The organism is Caballeronia sordidicola, from assembly GCF_002220365.1.
Lineage (GTDB): Bacteria > Pseudomonadota > Gammaproteobacteria > Burkholderiales > Burkholderiaceae > Caballeronia > Caballeronia sordidicola_C.
The window spans coordinates 45,498-65,939 of sequence record NZ_MTHB01000233.1 but is presented as its reverse complement, the minus strand read 5'-3'; the positions used below and the strand labels follow the sequence as shown (position 1 = coordinate 65,939).

Annotated in this window: 17 protein-coding genes; 12 read left to right on the top strand and 5 right to left on the bottom strand. The window is 60.4% G+C overall.

Annotated elements, in window-relative coordinates:
• Positions 1 to 88 precede the first annotated feature (88 nt).
• Complete coding sequence (locus BSU04_RS46770) at positions 89 to 1,420, top strand: hypothetical protein (protein ID WP_179258513.1); 1,332 nt, start codon at positions 89 to 91, stop codon at positions 1,418 to 1,420.
• Between the two features lie 81 nt (positions 1,421 to 1,501).
• Here BSU04_RS46770 and BSU04_RS32290 read toward each other — a convergent pair whose 3' ends face one another.
• The 3 genes from BSU04_RS32290 to BSU04_RS32280 all read right to left on the bottom strand — a co-directional run bounded on the left by BSU04_RS32290 (position 1,502) and on the right by BSU04_RS32280 (position 4,212).
• Positions 1,502 to 2,389 (bottom strand): VOC family protein, encoded by an 888-nt coding sequence (locus BSU04_RS32290; RefSeq protein WP_089164348.1) that lies wholly within the window; start codon positions 2,387 to 2,389, stop codon positions 1,502 to 1,504.
• A 9-nt stretch (positions 2,390 to 2,398) separates the two neighbouring features.
• Positions 2,399 to 3,175: a serine O-acetyltransferase EpsC gene (epsC, locus tag BSU04_RS32285; protein ID WP_089164347.1), complete on the bottom strand. Its 777-nt coding sequence runs from the start codon at positions 3,173 to 3,175 to the stop codon at positions 2,399 to 2,401.
• A gap of 125 nt (positions 3,176 to 3,300) precedes the next feature.
• On the bottom strand, positions 3,301 to 4,212 hold the full coding sequence (locus BSU04_RS32280; protein ID WP_089164346.1) for a LysR family transcriptional regulator: 912 nt from the start codon (positions 4,210 to 4,212) through the stop codon (positions 3,301 to 3,303).
• Positions 4,213 to 4,387: 175 nt separating this feature from the next.
• On the opposite strand from BSU04_RS32280, the gene BSU04_RS32275 reads away from it, so the two are divergent.
• From BSU04_RS32275 to BSU04_RS32265, 3 genes are read left to right on the top strand one after another with little or no spacing between them, the layout of a single operon-like run.
• The gene (locus BSU04_RS32275; protein WP_089164345.1) at positions 4,388 to 5,257 is read left to right on the top strand and encodes an NAD(P)-dependent oxidoreductase; all 870 of its coding nucleotides are present in this window, start codon (positions 4,388 to 4,390) and stop codon (positions 5,255 to 5,257) included.
• A 36-nt stretch (positions 5,258 to 5,293) separates the two neighbouring features.
• Entirely contained in the window at positions 5,294 to 6,805 is a 1,512-nt protein-coding gene (locus tag BSU04_RS32270; RefSeq protein ID WP_089164344.1) for an aldehyde dehydrogenase family protein, read from the top strand.
• 55 nt (positions 6,806 to 6,860) lie between these two features.
• Complete coding sequence (locus BSU04_RS32265; protein WP_089164343.1) at positions 6,861 to 8,216, top strand: DUF3100 domain-containing protein; 1,356 nt, start codon at positions 6,861 to 6,863, stop codon at positions 8,214 to 8,216.
• A gap of 111 nt (positions 8,217 to 8,327) precedes the next feature.
• On the opposite strand, the gene BSU04_RS32260 is transcribed toward BSU04_RS32265, so the two are convergent.
• The gene (locus tag BSU04_RS32260) at positions 8,328 to 10,391 is read right to left on the bottom strand and encodes an FUSC family protein (RefSeq protein WP_089164342.1); all 2,064 of its coding nucleotides are present in this window, start codon (positions 10,389 to 10,391) and stop codon (positions 8,328 to 8,330) included.
• 490 nt (positions 10,392 to 10,881) lie between these two features.
• On the opposite strand from BSU04_RS32260, the gene BSU04_RS46765 reads away from it, so the two are divergent.
• From BSU04_RS46765 to BSU04_RS32245, 4 genes are all read left to right on the top strand, one after another.
• Complete coding sequence (locus BSU04_RS46765; RefSeq protein WP_179258512.1) at positions 10,882 to 11,034, top strand: hypothetical protein; 153 nt, start codon at positions 10,882 to 10,884, stop codon at positions 11,032 to 11,034.
• A gap of 581 nt (positions 11,035 to 11,615) precedes the next feature.
• A complete protein-coding gene (locus tag BSU04_RS32255) occupies positions 11,616 to 11,909 on the top strand; it encodes a hypothetical protein (RefSeq protein WP_089164341.1) in 294 nt (97 codons plus the stop codon).
• 264 nt (positions 11,910 to 12,173) lie between these two features.
• On the top strand, positions 12,174 to 13,112 hold the full coding sequence (locus BSU04_RS32250; RefSeq protein WP_089164340.1) for a 3-hydroxyacyl-CoA dehydrogenase family protein: 939 nt from the start codon (positions 12,174 to 12,176) through the stop codon (positions 13,110 to 13,112).
• Positions 13,109 to 13,729 carry a flavin reductase family protein gene (locus tag BSU04_RS32245; RefSeq protein WP_089164339.1) on the top strand — a complete coding sequence of 207 codons (621 nt, stop codon included), beginning with the start codon at positions 13,109 to 13,111 and terminating at the stop codon, positions 13,727 to 13,729. The genes BSU04_RS32250 and BSU04_RS32245 overlap by 4 nt, the downstream gene beginning before the upstream one ends.
• Before the next feature lie 75 nt (positions 13,730 to 13,804).
• Here BSU04_RS32245 and BSU04_RS32240 read toward each other — a convergent pair whose 3' ends face one another.
• Positions 13,805 to 15,772, bottom strand: coding sequence for a methyl-accepting chemotaxis protein (locus BSU04_RS32240; RefSeq protein WP_089164338.1), 1,968 nt, complete (start codon positions 15,770 to 15,772; stop codon positions 13,805 to 13,807).
• Between the two features lie 461 nt (positions 15,773 to 16,233).
• Here BSU04_RS32240 and BSU04_RS32235 point away from each other — a divergent pair, with 461 nt between their 5' ends.
• From BSU04_RS32235 to BSU04_RS32220, 4 genes are all read left to right on the top strand, one after another.
• Positions 16,234 to 17,412, top strand: a complete 1,179-nt coding sequence (locus BSU04_RS32235) for a quaternary amine ABC transporter ATP-binding protein (RefSeq protein ID WP_089164337.1) — start codon at positions 16,234 to 16,236, stop codon at positions 17,410 to 17,412.
• Positions 17,405 to 18,307 (top strand): choline ABC transporter permease subunit, encoded by a 903-nt coding sequence (gene choW, locus BSU04_RS32230; RefSeq protein WP_089164336.1) that lies wholly within the window; start codon positions 17,405 to 17,407, stop codon positions 18,305 to 18,307. Before BSU04_RS32235 ends, choW begins: the two co-directional genes overlap by 8 nt.
• 63 nt (positions 18,308 to 18,370) lie before the next feature.
• Positions 18,371 to 19,372 (top strand): GlxA family transcriptional regulator, encoded by a 1,002-nt coding sequence (locus BSU04_RS32225; RefSeq protein ID WP_089164335.1) that lies wholly within the window; start codon positions 18,371 to 18,373, stop codon positions 19,370 to 19,372.
• Positions 19,373 to 19,506: 134 nt separating this feature from the next.
• A complete protein-coding gene (locus BSU04_RS32220) occupies positions 19,507 to 20,406 on the top strand; it encodes a choline ABC transporter substrate-binding protein (protein WP_373452897.1) in 900 nt (299 codons plus the stop codon).
• The last annotated feature ends 36 nt before the right edge of the window (positions 20,407 to 20,442 follow it).

The following is a 20,442-nucleotide window of genomic DNA, read 5'->3' as shown; positions in this document are numbered from 1 at the left end:
TGTTGCGAGGCGTGAGGCCGGGCCGCTTCATCGGGCGTATTTTCAGCCGCCCGGGGTCGCGTCTGGCCGCGCTGTCAATCATCGACTTATGCCAGATTCCGCCGTAAATCCCGCTCTCCCAGTTGCTGATGCTGCTAGTTCGCGTCGTGCCGATGGTGCTTCTGCTTCCACTTCCAGGTCTTCGTCTGCTGCCGGTTCGGCTGAATCCGACGCCGATGCCAAGCTCGCCCGCGCCGCACGCTCGGCGCAGCGTCTCGCGTTGCTGAGCCGGGCGCCCTACGGCGCGCCCACGCTGGATCTGTTCGCCGAAGACGCTGAGCGCGCCACGCTTCAGGCGTTGAATACCGATATCCGTCAATCGTCGTTGCCCGGCTTCGAGTTGCCCGAGGTTTTCATGGCGGCCGTGCCGGGCGAGGACGGATCGTCCGGGGCGGTGCGGGCGTGGCGCAGCGGGGCGTTGTCGGTGGAGGGGGCGGTTGTATCGAGCGCCGCCGTGCCGTGCGATGACGCGGCGGCGACGCAAATGGACAGTCAGAGCGCTGACGCAGCAACGCTGGAACTCATGTTCGACGATGTTCTCGCGCCTCATGAGGCGGTTGCCGGTCCGGTCCAGCTTCAACCCCTGGACGACGGTGCGCAGGGAGCAACGTTGGCAGAAGGGAAAGCGCAAGGTTCGAACAAGCGCGCGTCCGCGGCGCGCGCCAGAAGCGCTGCCCGGAATGTGTCGACGACTGGAGCGGCGCCGGCCGCTGCGATGTCCGAAGTCGAGACGATGGAAGGTAAAAGCGGGCCGAGCGATGCCATCACGCAAGTTCTGAACGGTACGCCGAACGCACCGAACGCACCGAACGCAACCACGAAGCCGGCCACACCGTCGTCCCTTCGCAACGCCGCACGAGCAGCAGCTACCCCCCATCGCGAGCAGCCTCAATCCCTGGCGGCAGCACTAATCGACGATGATCGCCGCACACGTACGAGTGCCGCAAGCGCCTCAAGCGGCCCTCAAGCGCCTTCGCGCGAAGCGTCGGAACTCGATACCGCTCGCGCGACCGCGTACGCTGACACAATCGACGCGTTGTACGCCGTTATCGCGGACCAGCGCGGCGCGGCGGCCGCCTTGTCAGGACGGGTAAAAACGGTCCTGATGATCGTGATCTGCGTGTTGTTCGTGACTGTCGCGACGGGTGTGGCGCAGAGCATCGCGCTGCTTCGCCTGACGCGTGAAAACACGGCGCAGCAGCAGCGTATCGAGCAATTGTTGCTGGATCAGCAGGCCACCCTGGCGTCTTTCTTCGATACCGATTCCGCGACCGTCGAGGTTCCGGACCGGGGCATCGCGAATGCATCCGCTGCTAACAAGAATCCGGACTTCGGGCTGCAAAGCCGTGCCGCAAAGCGGGCTCAAAGCAAATCGCATTAATATCCAAACACCCCATGGGCAATGCCGCCTCGTGCAATCCAGGCGCATTAAAAGGGGCGTTGCCCGTCTCCCCAACCCCAATTACTCGACGAATTCGATAATCGTGTTGCCCGCGGCTTCGGGCGCGACAGCAACGCCGCGAGCCGTTTCGCCATGCGTGACGCCGTTTTCCGACAGGATGCGTTCTGCGGCGCGCAAGTCGCGAACGCGAATCTGCAGCGCGAACCCGTGGGGTTTATCCGTGTAGTTCACCGGCAAACCGACGCAAGCAAAACGTTCAAGTGCCTGTGATCGCGTCAAAGCCACGACACGTCCGCAACCTGTGTCAGCTTCAACATGCCCGTCGACCCGCGCCGTGTTCTTGGCCCCGAACAGCTTCGCCCAACGCACTTCGAGCAACCCGGGTTCATCGGCGACATAAATGACTTCGCTGACCGCATTCGCGCCGTTCGGATGATCTTGCCAATCCTTCCTCCAGATGAACTCCGGCCGATGTTGCTGACACAGGAAGTTGGAGGCATCGCCCAGCTCCGGGTCCATCACCATGCCGAGCGATACAACCGCTTCATCGGGCGTGCCGTCCGCCCTGATCAGCTTGCGCCGGAAGTCCACCCGCTGTTGTACGGGCAACCCGGTCGCTTTGACGGCTGCAAAGTCGGCTTCGATATCTTTGCTATGAAGCGCAAGCAGTCCAAGGCCCTCGGAACGCTCGAGGAACTGGCCTAGCGTTCGTCCGTAACAGAAGCCATCTACGGCATTCGTCCCGAACTTCGACGCATCATCGATTCCAATCAGTTCGATGAAGTTGTTCTCGAACATCATCAGCGTCAGCACCGAACCCCAAGGGTGGTACGAGAGAGGACTGGGCGAGAAGCCGAGCTGGATGTAACGCTCGACGGCCGCCGGATGATTCCTGACGGAGACCACCGGATGGTCAATACCCAGTCGATGCTGATGCGGTGGAATCAATTTGTCATCCTATTTATCTGAAATAGACGGAGCGGTGATGGCAGCATAGTTGCCTGAAACCGCCTTGATCACCTTCGCGGGAACGCCGGCCGCAACCATGCCGGCAGGAATCGACGTGCGAACCACGCTGCCCGCCGCAATGACCGCACCTTCACCGATCTCGATGTTGCCAAGAATGATGGCGTGAGCGGCCAGGGTCGCGCCGCGACGGACTTTCGGGTGCCGGTCCCCAGCTTCGGCGAACGTGCTTCCGAGCGTGACGCCGTGCCACATGCTGACTTCGTCTTCAACGACCGCGGTCTCGCCAATCACAATGCCCATTGCATGATCGACAAACAAGCCTTTGCCGATCCTGGCCGCCGGATGGATGTCGACGTTATAAGACTTCGCGCACCAGTTCTGCAGAAGAACGGCGAACGTCTTTTCACCGGCAAGCCAGTGAGCGTGCGCGATGCGATGAGACTGAACGGCGTGTATCCCTCTAAACGATAAAAAGGCGGTCAGCGCGTTGGGACAAGCGGGGTTCGACGAGGCAATTTTGTGCACATCGGCAGCGGCGCTTGCGTCGCTGCCGGTCTGCTTCATGACGGCGCTGAATTCGCCCGCCATGTCGGGCAGGGTCGCGTCCGAGCGCATCAGTTCAGCAGCAAGCAGGGCTGCGAAAGCCTCTCCAAATGCTTCGTGCCGCAGGACGCAGGCGTCGAGGTAACGCTGCATGGCGGGTCGGGCCTGTGCTTCGTGTGCCGCTTCTGCGCGGATGATTTGCCAGAGCGTAGTGGGATCCATGCTGATCAAGGTCTGTCTCCTGTCACGACAGTGTCCACCGCAAAAATTGAAAGAACGATGCCTGGCATAGGCAAAATTGTTCTAAAAATTAGATGCCGAGCGAGGTGGTGTCGCGCACTTCTGGCTTATCGAAACGCGCGCATTTGCGACGACATCAACTGCAGCATCTTGTTGGAAGCCACCGATAATTTTCGCCCCACACGCGTAACAAGATGCGCCTCGGCTTTCATCAGGATCGGATGATCGATCTCGATGGCGAGGAGCGTGCCCGCCTCCACTTCCATGGTCACGGCGAACGCAGGCAGGACCACCAGGCCAAGTCCTGACATCGCGAACTGCTTCAGGAGACCGATCGAATTGGTCGTCACAACCGGTTCCAGGCGAATCTTCTCCGCGAACTCGACTGCCTGGAGCATTTGACGGGTGCCATAGGTGGGATGGGTCGCTGCAATCGGGTAGGTGGCCAGTTCCTGCACGCTCATGGATTTCGTCTTGCTCGCGCGCAGGAAGTTCGGCTTGACGATCGCCATCATCGGTTGCAGCTTGATCGCACGAGAAACAATTTTTGGATCGCCCGGCGGGTTGTACACCAGCCCGATCTCGCCTTCGTCTTCGGAGATTCGCCGCATCACGTCGTTCGTGCTGCCCAGGTCCAGATTGAGTTTGATGCCGGGATATTGCTTGCAGAAATGCTGGATGGGTCCGGCCAGGACATCGGAAACAAAACCTTCGCCAAGGATCACGTTGACGTTCCCGGTTCGAAGCCCGCGCAGCTCCTGCAGCCGCGATATCAGGTCGTCTTTATGCGCGAGTTGTTCACGGAAATATTCGATCAGGTACTGCCCGGCTTCCGTCGGCTTCACACCGCGGGCGTGACGCTCTATCAGCGCAACGTCCAGTTCTGTTTCGAGCAAGCCGATCTGCCGGCTGACCGCGGACGGCGCGACGTCGAGCCAGTCGGCAGCTGCGCGGATGGTCCCGCAACGAACGGCTTCGAAAAAATAGACGATTCTGCTTTCAGTCAGGTTGTCGGCCATCGCTCGTTCCCAGTGATTTCAGCGTTCCGAGTGTTCTAATAATTAGAACATTCTCAATATTGGCATTGATTGATTATAGGGGCCCGCCGGCCGAAGATGACAACTCCAAAACACGCTCGCCGACAGGTAGACCTGTTCTATCCGGTCGACGGCGTATTCGCCACGGAGTGGATTTATGAAGACGGTCGGGGTCATCGGACTCGGAAACATGGGGCGCGGAATGGCCCTTTCGCTCAAGCGCGGCGGGTACACCGTGCTTGGTTTCGACGCGGCAGAAGGTGTTGCTGGCAAGCTCGACGCACAGGGCGTATCCGAGCGCGCATCCATTGCCGACATCACGCGCGATTCGGACGTCCTCATTCTTTCGCTGCCCACGTCAGCGATTGTGGAAGAGGTGGTGCTGGGACCTGCCGGCGTGGCGGCAAGCGCCAAGCCCGGCCTGATCGTCGTCGATACCACTACGGCGGAGCCCAACAGCACGCGCAAGGTAGCGGCGGCGCTGGCTGAAGTGAAGGTGGGATTTGTCGACGGCCCCGTCAGCGGTGGTCCTAAGGGCGCCGCGACCGCGACCATGACCATGGTGCTGGGCGGTTCCGACGAAGACGTTGCGGCGGTCGAGCCGATGCTCGCGGTCATGAGCGCGAAGCGGGTGCATGTGGGCCCTGTCGGCGCGGGACACGTGACGAAGATCATCAACAACCTGCTCACGGGCGTGCACTTGCTTGCCACCAGCGAAGCAGTCCGCGCAGCGCAAGCGGCCGGTGTCGATCCCGAGAAGCTGGTCGAAGCGCTTAATGGCGGCTCCGGGCGCAACAGTGCGACGCTCACGAATTACCCCACGTGGATCTTCACGGACAAGTTCGATTCCGGCTTCACGATGAAGCTGATGCGCAAGGACGTTCGCCTTGCGATGGACCTGCTGCGCAGCCAGAACATCAGCGCGCCTATTGCCGCCGAAGCCGGGCGGTTGTGGGCAGAAAGCGCCGAGACAATCGGCGATGCGGAAGACTTCAACCGCATCGTTCAATTCATCGAACAGAAGTAACGCAGTCAGCAGAATAACCAGCACATGGAGCCAGATATGGAAAACAACGCGGCAGAAAACCTGATGGCCGCCTTCGCGCATTTCTTCCCGAACGCCAAGACGATTGGCTCGTTTGTCGGCGGCGAACTGATCGAAGGCGCGGGTGAGTTGATCCAGTTGTACGACGCAGCGACGGGTAAGCCGAGCCTCGCATACAAGGACGGCGGCGCGGCGGTGGTCGAACTCGCCGCCGACGCGGCGCAGCGCGCTCAGAAACAGTGGTGGGCTTTGACGCATGCTGCGCGTGGACGTGTCATGTTCGAGATCGCGCGTGAGCTGCGCAAGGACACGGAAAGCATTGCCCGCCTCGAGTCACTCGGTTCAGGCAAGCCGATTCGGGACTGCCGGGGTGAAGTGGCGAAAGTCGCCGAGATGTTCGAGTATTACGGCGGCTGGGCGGACAAGTTCTACGGCGATGTCATTCCGGTCCCAACCTCGCACCTGAACTACACGCGTCGCGAGCCGGCTGGAACGGTCCTGCAGATCACGCCCTGGAACGCTCCGGTCTTTACGTGCGGATGGCAGGTTGCACCGGCCATCTCGATGGGCAATGCCGTCTTGCTGAAGCCCTCGGAACTGACACCGTTCACGTCGTTGGTGGTGGGATTGCTTGCCGAGAAAGCGGGCGCGCCGAAGGGTCTCATCAACGTCCTTGCAGGCCTTGGCCAGACCGTTGCCCAAGCGGCCATCGCGCATAAGGTCGTGAAGAAGGTCGTGTTCGTCGGCTCTCCTGCAACCGGCGTGCGCATTGCCGAAGCCGCCGCGAAACGTGTGCTTCCTTGCGTGCTGGAACTCGGCGGCAAGTCTGCCAATATCATTTTCGCCGATGCCGATCTCAAGCGTGCCGCGTTGACCGCCCAGGCCGCCATTTTCGCCGGCGCGGGCCAGAGTTGCGTGGCGGGTTCGCGCCTGCTCGTGCAGCGTTCGATCTATGACGAGTTCGTCGGCATGATTGCCATGGGCGCAAAAAAGATCAAGGTGGGTGCACCGCTTGATGACGCAACCGAAGTCGGGCCAATCAACAATCGCACGCAGTATGACCACATCATGAAGATGATCGCGAGCGGCGTTCAGGCAGGGGCAACGCTTGCGGCAGGGTCGGCTGAACCCTCCTCGGGCGGCTACTTTGTTTCGCCCACTGTGTTGTCGAACGTGACGAACGAGATGGACGTAGCGCGTACTGAAATCTTTGGTCCGGTGGTCGCTGCCATTCCTTTCGATACCGAGGAAGAAGCCCTTGAGATCGCGAATGACACCGAGTTTGGTTTGGCCGGTGCAGTGTGGACGAACGACGTAGGCCGTGCTCATCGGGTGGCGGGTCAGGTCAACGCGGGAACGTTCTGGGTCAATGGCTACAAGACCATTAACGTGGCGTCCCCGTTCGGCGGTTATGGCTTGAGCGGGTACGGACGGTCGAGCGGGGTTGAAGCGTTGTACGAGTACACGCAGACCAAGAGCGTCTGGGTGGAAACAGCGAGAGAGCCGGCCACCACGTTCGGCTATTTGTAGACCAACATGTCCTCTCGCTGCCGATAAAACGCGAGAGGGCAATCGGGAGATAACAATGGAAAGTACGTTGGCCGCGCAGCAACGGGGTAGTGGTGCCGGTAGTGGTGGATTAAGGAGCGCAAAGCTGTTTCTCTATGCGGCGATCATCCTGCTTATCGCCGAGTTCATTGGCTCGTTCACGTTCAAGGTCGGACCGGGAAAAGTCGTTCTGCTGCCGATGATCTGGGCGCTGCTGTTGGGCGCCGCCGTGGGATTGGCAAGTGAACGGTGGAGAAGTGCTGCGCGGCTCGACGTGAAGACCCAGTTCCTTGCCGCAGCCATCTTGCAGCCTGCGCTTTTGCTCTTCGTCGCCAAGCTCGGTCTGATGGTCGGCGGCGCGTTGCCGAAGCTCGCCGCTGCGGGCTGGGCGCTGGCGTTTCAGGAGCTGGGGCATTTTGTCGGCACGATCTTGCTGGGACTTCCGCTCGCACTGTTGCTTGGTATCAAGCGAGAAGCGATCGGCGCGACGTTCTCGGTTGGCCGCGAGCCGAGCCTCGCGATCATCGGCGAGAAGTACGGCATGGACTCTCCTGAAGGGCGTGGCGTGCTGGCTGAATACTTGACGGGCACTGTATTCGGCGCGGTTTTTATTGCGATCCTGGCGGGCTTCGTGGCAAGCCTGAACATCTTTCATCCCCTGGCGCTCGCCATGGGTTCAGGCGTGGGCTCCGGCAGCATGATGGCCGCTGCCTCCGGTGCGATCGCGGCACAGCAAACACCCGAAATGGCAAAGACGGTCCTGACATTCGCTGCGGCCAGCAACCTCATCACGACGACGATCGGCACGTATTTCACGCTGTTTATTTCGCTGCCGATAGCCGTGTGGGGATATCGCCTGCTTGAGCCTTTGATCGGCCGGACAAGCAAGGCATCGGATGCATCCGAGGTGATAGAAAAGTCCCGTCCGAAACTGAGCGATGTGGAAACGGGCGCGCCTCAACTGGGCTATCGCGGCAAGCTGCTCGCGTGGGGCGTCACCGCCGTGTTCGCGCTGGGTTGCGACTGGATTACCCACGGCACCACGCCGTTCATGGGGCTTCCGGGCATGCTGATCATGGTGCTGGCGACGATTATCGGCGATGCGATCTATACGGTGACCGGACGCAAGATTCCGGCGGTCTGCTGGGTGTCGATTGTCGCCATGTTCATGACATCGCCGCTGTGTCCCTGGGCATCGCAGATATCGACGTATAGCGCGCAGAACGATTTCCTCGGCATAACAACACCCATGCTGACCTTCGCGGGATTGTCCATCGCCAAGGATATTCCGGCGTTTCGTCGGCTCGGCTGGCGGATCGTGCTGGTGTCGTTTGTGGCGAATGCCGGGACGTTTCTTGGTGCTTCGCTCGTGGCTCAGATTTTCCACGTGTAGGACAGCGGCGTTTCGATAGCGCCAGCATTTTCGTTCTGGCGCTTCGCCGCAATTTTGCCGCCAACAACGTGTGTGTTGCGTTTGCACCGGGGCTGACGGCAGAGGCACGGCTCAGTGCGAGCGCTCGCTCATACTGAGACCTTCGGCGTGTTCCGTCAGCAACCGGCGCAGCAGCACGACCTGATTTACGGCATCGGCTTCAAGCAACGAAAGACCGTGCTTGGGAAAGACCTCCTGAGCATCGATGCCAGTGCTGCTCGCATCACTCCCGATCCGCCCCTCGACGCCCTTGCCGACACTCTCAACCCATGCTGCGAGGTCCCGGTTCGGCGCGGTGCCCGCGCGGCCAAAACGAGCCCGGGTCGCAGTGCCCGCCACACGTCGCAACAAGGCGAGGGCGGTCGAACCGGTTCGGTCGCGGTGACTCGTATCGAGTTTTTCCAGCCTCAATCGAGCCAGCACCTCTTCCGCGTTATTGCTCGCCAACCCCGCTGCGCGCCGTAGCCGTTCCAGTTCGATCTCGCTGTCTTCGCCACGTCCCAGCGATGCAGCAAGGTATCCAAGGTTCGCGGACACGGCCTTCGCCAACCGGTCGTTGAAGCTGCTGGGCTCGCGGCTTGGCCAGAGAAGAAATGTCGCGAGCAACGCAATCACGCAGCCGAACACATTGTTCTCCAACCGCGTGACGGCGTACGCAAGCTCGGCGCCGCCCGGCGCTGCAAAGTCGGCGACCAGCACGAAGGCCGGGGTGATGAACAGCACGAACAAGCTGTAGCTGACAGGACGCAGGGCCATCGTCGCGCACACCAGCGGGAACACCACCAGCGAGATCGCTATCGGCGAATGAACGACCAAGCCGATCGCAGCCGCCAGCAATCCGCCGACGATGCTCCCCGCCGCACGCTCGATGCTGCGCGGCCAGCTAGTCGCAATGGACGGTTGCAGGATGAGGAGCGTTGCCATTGTTGCCCAATACCCGAAGGGCAGATGGAGCAGCCTGACGGTCAGGAAGGCAGCGGTTGCGGCCACGCCGACGCGAGCGGCATGGCGCGCGCCTATCGATTGCGTCGATGCGTTCGCCCTCAAGGTTTCCACGCCACGCTTCAAGGTTTTGAGCGCAGCCGACCATACGGTTGCGTGTCGCTGAGCCGGGGATTCGAGCTCGCTGAAGTCGACATCAAAGCGCAGCGACACGGTTTCGCCTAACGCCACTTCAAGCTGGCGGGCGAGCGCCTGCAACCGGTCGCGCAATGCGGTGGGCGGCTCCCAGGGTTTATCGGCAATGGCCCGTGCGAGCCGCGCGAGGACTTCGGCGAACGCATCGAGCACACGCACCGCGCGCGGCAGATTGGGCAGGCGATGATGGCCGCGCTCGCAGGCATCGGTGACGGCAATGAGGTACGCGAAGATCCGCTCGCTGTCGGCGAGCGCGAGCAGCAGCATGTTGTACGTGTCCCGCCGGTCTGTCTTCGATGACGGCACGCGTGCGAGTGCCTTGCGCGCCAATTCAATGCTACTGCGCGCCTTGCCCCGAAAACGTGAAGCATGCGAGGCCCATTCCCCGAAGCCCGCACGCTCTCGTTTGAGCAACCGTGCGCCGTCACCTGCGATGTCCGCGAGGCTCGCACACGCCGATCGCATGGCCGCGCGGCTCGCGCCGAACGGGTGTATCCGCCAGACGGTAAAGCTGAGCGCCGTTGCAAACAGGCAGCCTACGAAGTAGAGCGCGAGGAAGCGCAACTCGCCGCGTGATCCATGGATGGGCCGGTCCACCATGACTACGCAGGCAGTCGCCGCAAGAATGGAAACCTGCGCGGCCGCAGCGCCCCACACGCGCCCCAGCGCGCCGAGAAACGAAAAGACCAGAACGGCGACGGCCGCGGCCACGATACCCACGCCGGACGCGTACGCGGTCAGTCCGCCGCAAACGGTCGACAGCACCGCGAAACCCGTCATGGACGCGAATCGCATGCGGTTCGAGCCGGCGGCATCGGCGAGACAGGTCCAGAACGCGCCGATGGCAGCCCACGAGAACTCGGGCATGTGCAACAGGTTGCCTAGGAGCAGCATGGCGGTCGACGCGAATGCGGCTCTAAGCCCTTCGGACAAATCGGCCTGGCTCAACGCGAACGAAACCATCCAGACGGGCCGGTGGCGCGCAATGGAATCGAGCATTCGGGAGAATGCTTTAGTACGGCGGCTGGCCGCTTGTCGAGACTGCCGGTGAAAGTTGCGAAGGCGGAACATGGCCTGGCTTATCAAGTGGCGGGTGCCGTTAATCGGGTGGCTACGCAATGTCCTACGTGATCGCTGCTATGCGATTGAGTTCCTGGACACTGGTTCCGCAGTGCGAGGCGGTCGCGCACCAATGTTCGAAAGACAAAAATCAAATCCCAAAAAGTTGACGCAAATCCAGCCAAAAATATCGGGTGTCCGGTGTTTTTTGGAGGCACGTTTTCGCACCCTGCGTTTCCGGTCCCGTCATGCCCGGGAAATCCAGTAATTCCTACTGGTTTCCGACACCCCTTCGATCTTCGAATGTGGCGGAAACGCAATTATGTAGAAAAACTACCAAAGAAATGCTGCGTTGCACTAGGAATCAGCTAGTGAAAACCCTATAATGCCATCTAAGGGATAACCCTTGACCACCTACCAGGAGTTTGACATGAGCTACCTCTTCGCATTGCTGCAAAAATTCGCATCGTTGTTCGAATCGCCGCATCTTCCGTTGGATGCAGACTACTCGTACCAAGCACGTCAACAAGAAGCAGAGCGCATTCGCAAGTCGCGCGGCACGATCATGGGTATTCGTCTGTGAGCTGCCAGGAAGGCAGTGCGGACTGAAGGAAAAACTGAAGTGTTGTCGGTTTGTGCTTGACAAGGTTTTTTCGTAGTGTGGTCCGCCTGCTTTCACTGTTGTGGATTATGTAGTTTTTCTAGCTTTATAGTTTCACCGATTGCCACGGTTGTCTCCACGGCCATCGCGTCGCTCATATGCGACATTCCTCTCCAGCGCCGCTCGGCGTATGCTTCTCAGATCATTCCCCATTTTTGCCCTCCTGACGCTCGGCATGTCCCAGTCGGCGAACTCATATTTTCGTTGCTCATTTTCGTTCGTTATTTTGGTTGCTTACACGGCGTTAAATGAATTGGTGCCAGCTCGCCTCGTCAGACAGACGTAAAGGTGAATGAAATCAGCGGTTTAAACCATTTCGAGGCACACTGGACGCTCTGAAACCGTTGATACCAACACTTACAAGCGCTCACGTCGTGCAACCTGACGGCCCGCTAAAGTGGTTTCAACGACGCGGCACCTGACGGCATTTCCGCCAACAGCTTTGTGTTCCGGCTGACCGCGCGTCCTCTTGAACGAAATGAAGCTTAAAAGGGAGAATAGTCATGAACACCTCACGCTCAATTTTGGCTGTGCTGCTGACCGGCGGCGCTCTGCTCACCGCTACGACCGCGTTCGCGCAGGTAGATAACGGAATGGTCCACGGACCCGTGCCCGAGCAAGCTTATGCGCAACCGCACATGGTGCAGGCCGCCGTGGTGATAAACCTCGGCTGGCATGGCGACCGCTATTGGGACGGCCACCGCTACTGGCAGCGCGACGAATGGATGCGCCACCACCCGCATGATCACGGTCCGTCCGGGTATCACCACGACGACCACGGCCACGATCACGGCTAATCGCCGGTCGCAGGACCTCGTCGTAAAACCGGCTTCCCGCAAGGGGAGCTGGTTTTTTTTCGCTTGTCGCTCTCGTCTGGAGGGCTAGACCGGCGCGATTAGATTCAAGTCATAAGCAATTTGCTGCCCCGCGCGATTGGAGGCGCTGCGCTATCCTTTGGTGGCGCGGCCTTGAGAGTCGCATGGGACGGCTTCGACGTGTCTCGCGGGGGCTCGAACCGGCTGTCGAATCGAAGCTCGGAATTTAAGCATTGCGGGGAAAATTTGAATCCAATCACTATCGGTGTGGTGGGCAGCGGCTTGATGGGCGTCGGCATTGCGACGCAAGCGGCGCTGCACGGCTACCCGACCATCGTTCACGACATAGACGCCGCGCGGCTTGCTTCGGTGCATGGCAAAGCAGAAGCGATCCTCGACGAATTGATCGACGCCGGCGTCTTCAATGCGGCCGATAAACAGCGCGTACTTGCGCGTATTGAAACGACAGATCAGCTGGAGCGGGTGGCCACGGCGGGTTTTATCGTGGAAGCGATTCCTGAAGTGCTGGAACTGAAAAACCGCACCTACAGGGCGCTCGAACCGCTGCTGCGCAACGACGCTATTTTCGCCAGCAACACGAGCGGCTTTCCGCCCGATTTGCTCGCGCAAGTGCTGCAAAACAAGTCGCGTTTTGTGATCGCGCATTTCTGGAATCCGCCGCACACCATTCCGCTGGTTGAAGTCGTGCCGGGCACCGAAACCGATCCGGACGTCACGCGCCGCACGGCTGAACTGATGACGGCTATCGGCATGGAACCGGTTGTGCTGACGAAGGCCATTCCAGGTTTTGTAGGTAACCGGCTGCAGTTTGCCGTGCTGCGTGAAGCGCTTGCCATTGTGCGTTCGGGCGCGGCGACGCCGGAGGTGGTCGACACCGTGATGAAGGCGTCACTCGGACGGCGATATGGCATGGTCGGACCGCTTGAAAGCGCGGATCTCGGTGGGCTGGATACGTTGCTGGATATCGGCTCGCACCTCATGCCGGAGCTGGCAAAGGACGAAGACGTGTTGCAACTGATGCGCGACCACGTGCAAAAAGGGCAGGTGGGCGTGCGCAGCGGTCAAGGGTTTTACGAATGGGATGACGCGCACCGTGCGCGCGTGAAAGAAGGACGCAAGCGCCTGATTCACCATACTGCAACGAAGACCGGAAAGCACTCATGAGCGATACCAATGCAGTTCATTTCTACAATCCCGACGAGGGTCACCAGCTACGCCACGATCCATTCAAGGCGATCGTCGCGCCGCGGGTGATCGGCTGGATTTCGAGCTGTGATCCAGACGGCCATGTGAACCTCGCGCCCTACAGTTTTTTCGGCGCGTTCGCGTCGTTCCCGCACATCATCGGATTCTCGAGCGAGGGGTTCAAGGACAGCATCGCGAATATCGAAAAGACCGGCGAATTTGTATGGAATCTGGCGAGCAAGCCGCTTGCCGAGAAGATGAACCAGACTTCGGCAACCGTGCCCCACGAAATCGATGAATTCGAGCTGGCGGGACTCACGAAAGCACCGGGTGTGAACGTTGCCGTGCCCCACGTGGCGGAGTCGCCGGCTGCGCTCGAATGCAAGTTGTTGCAGATCGTGCGCCTGAAGTCCCTGGACGGCACGCCGATGAACAACTGGCTCGCCCTCGGGCAAGTGGTTGGCGTGCATATCCGGCGCGAGTTCCTGAAGGACGGGCTCTTCGATACCGCCGCCGCGCAACCCATCATGCGTGCGGGTTACCGTGGGGACTACGCGGGTATCGGCGAAATGTTCGAGATGATCCGTCCGGGCTAGTGATGGTCCGAGGCGACGCGATTATTCCGATTCCGGGCGCTGGCGTTCGAATCAGCCGTTGCGCCCCGCTCGCGATTACAACCTGAAGACGCTTACCGCGCGGCTCAACTGTTCGGCTTGCTCAAGCAAGCCGGCCGTCGATTGTTCCGCCTCGCCGACCAGCGCCGCATTCTGCTGAGTCGCTTCGCCGATCTGCGCCACGGCAAGGTTCACCTGCTCGATGCCGCTCGATTGTTCGCGCGACGCCACACTGATCTCAGCAATGATCGCGTTCACCCGCGCGACGCGCTCCACGATCCCGATCATCGTGCCGCGGGCTTCTTCGGCGATCTTGTAACCATCGGCGACCCGGCCGACCGATTCCGCGATCAGCGCCTCGATTTCCTTGACCGCCGCGGCACTGCGCTGAGCCAGTCCGCGCACCTCCGACGCCACCACGGCAAAGCCCCTGCCGTGCTCGCCCGCTCGCGCGGCTTCCACTGCCGCGTTCAACGCCAGGATGTTGGTCTGGAACGCGATGCCTTCGATCACCGACGTGATGTCCGAGATCTTGCGCGCGGACGCATCGATTTCACCCATCGTCGCGACGACGCGGCCGACCGCTTCGCCACCGGCGCGTGCTGCATCGGATGCCGAGGCCACGAGCTGATCCGCCTGCGCCGTGTTGGCGGCGTTTTGTTGCACGGTCGAGGTGATCTGCTCCATGCTTGCCGCCGTTTCTTCGAGACTGCTGGCTTGCGTCGCGATGCGCTGCGCGATGTCGCTGCTGCCCGCTGCCATCCGTCCCGTGCCGTCCGACATATCCGCCGACGCGCTGCGCACCTGCGTCACGATGCGCGCAAGACCGGTTGCAATCCCGTCGATGGCGATCATCAATCGGCCGATATCGTCCTCGCGCGTGGTCGCGAGCCGCACGCTCAGATCGCCCGCCGCGATCCGTTCGGAGGCCTGCGTCAGCTCCGCTAGCGGCCGGCTCACCAACCGGGCTACCGCGAAGAGCAACACGGCCACGAACGCGGCGATCACGACTAGCCCGATCAGCAGAAAACGGTTACGCGTGGCGCGCACGCCCGCGAGCAACTCGTCGCGATATGCAATCCCGCCAATCAGCCATTGCCATTCCGGCACCGTGCGAAACACGATTTCCTTCGCTCCGCCGTGCACCTTGGGATCGGCGGCGTCGGCGATCTCGGGGGCATCGAAGGAAAGACGGCCTTCTTTCGCGTCAAGCATCTGCTTGAAAGGCGCGACGCGTTCATCGGCGAGCGGGACAGCGGTACCGCCCAGGCCCGGATGCACGAGCAGCTTGCCGCGATTTGGCCCGTTCGATGCATCGATCACGAAGAAGTAGCCATTTTGGCCGATCGTCAGATCGCGAATGTTCTGCTGCAGCGTGGCTACTTCGGGCGTGACATCTACGCCGACAAACAATGCGCCGATCACGCGGCCCGACGAATCGGTGACGGGTTTGTACTCGGTGATGTACTGCTTGCCGAACAGCGTTGCCATGCCGATGAAACGTCTCCCGCCCAGCATGGGCGCGTACGCCGGACTTTTCCGGTCAAGCAGCGTACCGATCGCGCGTGCGCCGTCCTGCTTCTTCAACGAAGTCGTTACGCGCACGAAATCGTCGCCGCTACGCGCGAACACCGTGGCGATTGCGCCGCTGCGGTCGAGGAATTGATCGGGGATCGAGAAATCGAGGTTCATCGGCTTGTCGCCGGCCTTGAATGTGGGTGTCGCCACGCCACCGATATCCACTTTCTGCGTTTCATCGAGCGTGAAGTCCGTAGGCAGGAAGCTCGAAAACAGCGTCATGTAGCGCTCGACTTCGGCGCTGACGGCTTTGTCGTAGAGGCGGATCATCGTGCCGATCGAGCGAGCGTCGTCGTCCATGCGTTCGAGTGCCTGCGCATCGATCTGCTGACCGGCCAGATGCGTGACCGCAATGGTAAACCCGGCTACGACTGTAGCCGCGAGTGCGCAGGCGAGGATGGCGAACTTCGCGCCAACGCTGGCCCGGCGGATGTTGAATAGAGACATAGATGAACCGGATAAGCGAAATGTAGGGAATATGAATGGTTAACGGCGTTGGCTCGGCGTTCTTGATCGCCCCGTTCGGCCGAGTGCTGTTCGCGTGTGCCCAAGCGCTGCAAAACAGCCAAAACCCGACATCGTCCAGCCGGCCACATTCCTGGAATATGATGGGCTGCACGGTAAAAGCGCCCTGCAACCCGGGCGACACACCGGCGGACCTTCAAAAAACTTGAAGAAACGACTGTCCACTTGCTCTGGAGCGACATGTAAAAAAGCGCCTGAATTGGCGCCGTACCGCTCGCAAACCCTTGCCCCATAAGGCTTCAGCTTTCCATCTGCCAGAAAGCGCAAATCGAGGTGTCGTATTTCCACATGTGCCTGTCGGAAATAGTCGGCAACCCGCACTTTTTTCTGGCAACTATGTATGCAGAGCGCGGACGCACGTCCGCCAACCAGGAGAGCGTTCGATGAATTCCCACAAGGTCGTGGTCGAAAACCTGTGCAAGGTGTTCGGCACGAGCCCGAAGCAGGCGATCGACATGCTTGCCGGCGGCGCAACGAAGGAAGAAGTTTTCGCCCGCACCGGACAGATTGTCGGTGTGCATAACGTGTCCTTCGAAGTGAAGGAAGGCGAGATTTTCGTGCTGATGGGCTTGTCGGGTTCAGGCAAATCGACACTGATTCGCCTCATCAACCGGCTGGTCGAACCGACTGCCGGCAAGGTGCTGATCGATGGTCGCGACGTGGCCTCCGTGCCGCGTTCCGAGCTCACAGCCCTGCGCCGCAAGGACATGAGCATGGTGTTCCAGTCCTTCGCGCTGATGCCGCAACGCACGGTGCTGTCGAATGCGGCGTTCGGACTCGAAGTGGCGGGTATCGGGCGCAAGGAACGCGAGAAACGCGCGATGGCCGTGCTGGAGCAAGTGGGTCTTGCGCCGTTCGCGCAGAAGCTGCCGGCGCAGTTGTCGGGCGGCATGCAGCAGCGCGTGGGCCTGGCGCGGGCGCTGGCCGTGAATCCATCGCTGATGATCATGGACGAGGCGTTCTCCGCGCTCGATCCGCTCAAACGCAAGGAAATGCAGAACGTGCTGCTCGATCTGCAACGCGAACAGCAGCGCACGATCATGTTCGTGTCGCACGACCTGGAGGAAGCGCTGCGCATTGGTACGCGGATCGCGATCATGGAAGGCGGCAAGGTCGTGCAGATCGGCACGCCGCAGGAAATCATCTCTAACCCTGCCGATGACTACGTGCGCGCGTTCTTCGAAGGGATCGACACCAGCCGTTACCTGACCGCTGGTGACCTGATGCAGACCGATGTCGTGCCGTTGATGAAGCACGGTTCGCAGATCGATGCATCGAGCGTCTCGCAGGCGCTCAACGGCAGCGCCGACTACGCGTTCGTGATGGACCACGAGCGCAAGATTCGCGGTTTCGTGTGCCGCGATGCAATTGGCCAGGCATCGCCGGAAATCAATCTGATTGAATGCATCCAGCGCACCACGCCGCTCGACGTTGTCGTCAGCCGGGTGGTCGCCAGCCGTGCACCGCTGCCGGTGGTCGACGCGGACGGATCGTATTGTGGTTCGGTCAACAAGACGAATGTTCTCAAGGCTCTGACTCGGCATCGAGGTTCCCATGTCTGAAATTATCCCGCTCGGTACGTGGGTCGATCATGGTGTCAAATACCTGCTCGACCACGATGCAAACACCTTCGACGCAATCGGTAAAGTCATCGAGAGCTTCGCGGCGCTGATCGAACACGGCCTGCAGTCCATTCCGATGTGGCTGATGATGGCGATCTTCGTCGGCATCGGCTTGTGGCGCGTCGGCTGGCGGTTTGCGCTATTCACGTTGCTGTCGTTGCTGCTGATCTACGCCACCGGCTTCTGGGACGAGATGGTCATCACGCTCGGCCTCACGCTATCCGCCACTCTGATCAGTTTGCTGCTTGGCATTCCGCTCGGCATCTGGACGGCGAAGAGCAAGACCATCGAGACGATCGTGCGTCCGGTGCTCGACCTGATGCAGACCATGCCTGCTTTCGTGTACCTGATTCCGGCGGCCATGTTGTTCGGTCTTGGTCGCGTTCCGGGGATCTTGTCGACGGTGATCTTCGCGATGCCGCCTGCTGTGCGTCTGACCTCGCTCGGTATCAAGCATGTCAACCGCGAGATCGTGGAGGCAGGTCAGGCATTCGGCTGCACGCCGTGGCAACTGCTATACAAGGTGCAGTTCCCGAACGCACTGCCGTCCATCATGACCGGCGTCAACCAGACCATCATGATGGCGCTGTCCATGGTGATCATCGCTTCGATGGTCGGTGCCGGTGGCTTGGGCAACGACGTACTGGCGAGTATTCAGCGGCTGGATATCGGGCTGGGGTTTGAGAGCGGCTTGTCGGTGGTGCTGCTCGCGATCATTCTTGACCGCATCACGGAAAGCTTTGGCAGGTCGCCGGGTATGGCGCGGGCACCGTTGTTGTCGGGGATTCGCAGCGTGATGCGCGTGCGCCGCGCACCGGCTGCACAGCAAGGTTGAGCGCGAAAAAAACGATTAAATCAGGCAGCCTGGTCAGGCCAGGGCTCCAAGGATAAAAACCCGATGAAACGCGACGCGATGGTGCCGGACAGGATTCATCCTGAGAATTCACCGTTATCGAAGCTGGCGCACTTCGGGTTCCTGACGCTGCCTAATTTTTCGATGATCGCGTTCACCAGCGCGATCGAAGTGTTGCGCATGGCGAACTATGTTGGCCGGGCCGAGCACTACACGTGGTCGGTGATTACGCCGGACGGTGAACCGGCGCGTGCGAGCAACGGCATTACCGTGAAGCCGACGAAAACGCTGGCCGAAGCGGGCATGCCGGACGTGCTGATCGTGTGCGCGGGCTGGCATGTGCGAGATTACGTGGATGACAAGGTGATCGCGTTGCTGCAGCACGTCGCGGCGCAAGGCGTGCCGCTGGGCGGCGTGTGCACGGGCGCGTACGCGTTGCTCGCGGCGAACTTGCTGGACGGGTATCGCTGCACGGTGCATTGGGAGGACATGTCGCCGTTGCACAAGCGTTTTCCCGACGTGCGATTCGCCGATGAACTCTTTGTGATCGACCGTGATCGCGTGACCTGCACGGGCGGGACCGCGCCGCTTGACCTCATGCTGAACCTGGTTGGCCAGCGGCTTGGGCAGGCGCACGCGGCGCAGGTGTCCGAACAGTTCATTGTCGAGCGGATTCGCGGCACGACTGATTACCAGCACATTCCCGTCGATGCCCGCGTCGGATTTTCGCGTGCCGAGTTGATTGAAGTGGTGCGGCTGATGGAGGCGAATATTGAGGAGCCTTTGTCGCTTGAGGAGCTTGCGCGGCTGGTGAAGCTTTCGCAACGTCATCTGCAGCGCATGTTCAAGATGTTCCTGAGTGTTTCGCCGACGCATTACTACCTCACGTTGCGGCTGCGGCGAGCGCGTGAGTTATTGCGTAATACCGATGCATCGATCTCGCGTGTGACGGCCGTTTGCGGTTTTCATTCACCGTGTCATTTCAGCAAGGCATACCGCGCGCAGTTTGGCCACGCGCCGAGTATTGAGCGCAGGCAGTCGGCGTAATGATCCATTTTTAGACGTGGTGCGCTCATTGGGGCGCGGCATCGTCGTGTCTGGTGGTTTCCAAAATAGGGAGAAACATGAAACTTCACGGAATCGCGTCGTCGTGCGCGCTGGCTGTCTTGCTGAATGTCACGATGTCCGGCGGCGCGTTTGCGGCTGATCCGGCCACGTGCCAGAACGTCCGTTTCGCCGATGTGGGCTGGACCGATATTGCCGCGACCACGGGTCTGGCGACTACCGTGCTGCAGGGCCTCGGATACAAACCGACGAAGACCATTGCGTCGGTGCCTATTACTTTTGCAGGTATCAAGAATAAGCAGATCGACGTATTCCTGGGTTATTGGTCGCCGACGATGGACCCCATTGTCGAGCCGTTCCAGAAAGCGGGCCAAGTCAAGGTATTGGCGGCGCCTAATCTGACGGGGGCGAAATACACGCTGGCCGTGCCGGATTATGCGTATAACGGCGGCCTGAAGTCGTTCGCCGATATTGCCAAGAACTACGACAAGCTTGACGGCAAGATCTACGGTATTGAGCCGGGTAATGACGGTAACGCGTTGATCAAGAAGATGATCGATTCGAATCAGTATGGATTGGGCAAGTTCAAGATGGTCGAGTCGAGCGAAGCGGGCATGCTGGTTGAAGTGGGTCGTGCGATTCGCGAGAAGAAGTGGATTGTGTTCCTGGGTTGGGAACCGCATCCGATGAACGTAACGATGAAGATTGATTACCTGAGTGGTGGGGATGACGTGTTCGGGCCGAACTATGGTGAGGCCAAGGTGTTGACGGTAACGCCGCCGGATTATGCCGCGCGCTGCCCGAATGTGGCGAAGCTGGTTGATAACCTGCGGTTTTCGACGGACATCGAGAATCACGTGATGACGCCGATCATGAACAAGACCGATCCGAATCTCGCTGCGAAGCAATGGTTGAAAGCGAATCCGGCTGTGCTGGACAAGTGGCTGGCGGGGGTGAAGACGTTTGACGGCAAGGATGGGCTGCCGGCTGTGAAGGCTTATGTAGCAGCGCAGTAAGTTTCTCAGTAAGGTCTATTCGCGCCGGTGGATCAA

What these genes read in the sequence shown, in the direction of transcription:
- BSU04_RS46770 (WP_179258513.1), top strand. Translation starts at nt 89, where the DNA reads ATGCCAGATTCCGCCGTAAATCCCGCTCTCCCAGTTGCTGATGCTGCT.
- epsC (WP_089164347.1), bottom strand. Translation starts at nt 3,175, where the DNA reads ATGGATCCCACTACGCTCTGGCAAATCATCCGCGCAGAAGCGGCACAC.
- BSU04_RS32280 (WP_089164346.1), bottom strand. Translation starts at nt 4,212, where the DNA reads ATGGCCGACAACCTGACTGAAAGCAGAATCGTCTATTTTTTCGAAGCC.
- BSU04_RS32275 (WP_089164345.1), top strand. Translation starts at nt 4,388, where the DNA reads ATGAAGACGGTCGGGGTCATCGGACTCGGAAACATGGGGCGCGGAATG.
- BSU04_RS32270 (WP_089164344.1), top strand. Translation starts at nt 5,294, where the DNA reads ATGGAAAACAACGCGGCAGAAAACCTGATGGCCGCCTTCGCGCATTTC.
- BSU04_RS32265 (WP_089164343.1), top strand. Translation starts at nt 6,861, where the DNA reads ATGGAAAGTACGTTGGCCGCGCAGCAACGGGGTAGTGGTGCCGGTAGT.
- BSU04_RS32260 (WP_089164342.1), bottom strand. Translation starts at nt 10,391, where the DNA reads ATGCTCGATTCCATTGCGCGCCACCGGCCCGTCTGGATGGTTTCGTTC.
- BSU04_RS46765 (WP_179258512.1), top strand. Translation starts at nt 10,882, where the DNA reads ATGAGCTACCTCTTCGCATTGCTGCAAAAATTCGCATCGTTGTTCGAA.
- BSU04_RS32255 (WP_089164341.1), top strand. Translation starts at nt 11,616, where the DNA reads ATGAACACCTCACGCTCAATTTTGGCTGTGCTGCTGACCGGCGGCGCT.
- BSU04_RS32245 (WP_089164339.1), top strand. Translation starts at nt 13,109, where the DNA reads ATGAGCGATACCAATGCAGTTCATTTCTACAATCCCGACGAGGGTCAC.
- BSU04_RS32240 (WP_089164338.1), bottom strand. Translation starts at nt 15,772, where the DNA reads ATGTCTCTATTCAACATCCGCCGGGCCAGCGTTGGCGCGAAGTTCGCC.
- BSU04_RS32235 (WP_089164337.1), top strand. Translation starts at nt 16,234, where the DNA reads ATGAATTCCCACAAGGTCGTGGTCGAAAACCTGTGCAAGGTGTTCGGC.
- choW (WP_089164336.1), top strand. Translation starts at nt 17,405, where the DNA reads ATGTCTGAAATTATCCCGCTCGGTACGTGGGTCGATCATGGTGTCAAA.
- BSU04_RS32225 (WP_089164335.1), top strand. Translation starts at nt 18,371, where the DNA reads ATGAAACGCGACGCGATGGTGCCGGACAGGATTCATCCTGAGAATTCA.
- BSU04_RS32220 (WP_373452897.1), top strand. Translation starts at nt 19,507, where the DNA reads ATGTCCGGCGGCGCGTTTGCGGCTGATCCGGCCACGTGCCAGAACGTC.